The organism is Thermanaerothrix sp. (genome assembly GCA_026417795.1).
Lineage (GTDB): Bacteria > Synergistota > Synergistia > Synergistales > Synergistaceae > Thermanaerovibrio.
In genome coordinates this window covers 1-1345 of record JAOACP010000102.1, presented here as the reverse complement: position 1 = coordinate 1345, position 1345 = coordinate 1, and the positions used below count along the sequence as shown (strand labels likewise).

At 64.3% G+C, this 1345-nt stretch carries 1 protein-coding gene; it reads right to left on the bottom strand.

Annotated features, from left to right (window positions below):
• A partial coding sequence (locus N2315_09385; GenBank protein MCX7829382.1) for a class II fumarate hydratase occupies positions 1–1230 on the bottom strand: 1230 nt, incomplete at its 3' end.
• Positions 1231–1345 lie beyond the last annotated feature (115 nt).

Sequence of the window (1345 nt, the reverse complement as noted above, 5' to 3'; positions counted from 1 at the left end):
GGTGGCCAGCATGGGGTTTTTCTCCAGGTGCTCCGCGATCCGCTCCAGGTTGGGCTCAATCCCCTGGGCCAGGTGCTCGTTGAAGGAGGCCATGGCGTCCGCCAGGAGGGTGATGGACTCCAGGGCGGCGTCCACCATGACCGGCTTGTAGACGTTGAGCTGGAAGTTCCCCTGGCTTCCCGCGAAGGCCACCGTGAGGTCGTTACCGTAGATTCGCACCACCACCATGGTGAGGGCCTCCACCTGGGTGGGGTTCACCTTGCCGGGCATGATGGAGGAGCCGGGCTCGTTGGCGGGGATGAAGATCTCCCCGATGCCCGCATATGGCCCCGAGGCCAGCCAGCGGATATCGTTTCCGACCTTCATCAGGGCCCCGGCCAGGGTGCGCAAGGCCCCCATCACCTGGACCAGCTCGTCGTGGGCGGCCAAGGCGGCGAAGCGGTTTTCCGCTACCCTAAAGGGAAGGCCCGTTTCCTCCGCCAGGTACTTGGCCACCAGCTCTCCAAAGCGGGGGTGGGCGTTGAGGCCCGTGCCCACGGCGGTGCCGCCGATGGCGAGGTTGTGGAGGCCCTTTTCCGCCTCCTTCACCATGGCGAGGGTGTTTTTAAGCTGCGCCGCCCAGCTTCCCACCTCCTGCCCCAAGGTGATGGGCACGGCGTCCATGAGGTGGGTGCGCCCGGTTTTGACGACGTGGTCAAAAGCCTTGGCCTTTTCCTCAAAGGTGGCGATGAGGGCTTCCGCCGCCGGGTAAAGCCTTTGGTGGAGCGCCAAGGCGGTGGCCACGTACATGGCGGTGGGGAAGGTGTCGTTGGAGCTCTGGCCCCGGTTCACGTGGTCGTTGGGGTGGACGTACTTGCTCCCCAAGGGCTTGCCCAAAATTTCCGAGGCCCGGTTGGCGATGACCTCGTTCACGTTCATGTTGGTCTGGGTGCCCGAACCCGTCTGGAAGACCACTAGGGGGAAGTGCTCGTCCAGCTTGCCCTGGACCACTTCCTCCGCCGCCTGGATGATGGCTTTGGCGATCTCCTCGGGAAGCTCCCCCAGCTCTAGGTTGGCTCTGGCGGCGGCCTTCTTTAACATCCCGTAGGCCCTTATGACCTCCGTGGGCATGCGGAAGCGCCAGGCCCCGATCTTGAAGTGTTCCAAGGAGCGCTGGGTCTGGGCTCCCCAGTACTTGTCCGCCGGCACCTTCACCTCGCCCATGGTGTCCCGCTCAATCCGGTATTCCATAGGACCACCTCCGGACCGATTTTACCCTTCCTCCTCGTAGGGCTGGTGGAGCTTTACGGGCTCGCCCCTTAGCCCCGCCCTGAGGTTCAGCCACTCCACGAAGACGGCGAAGCCC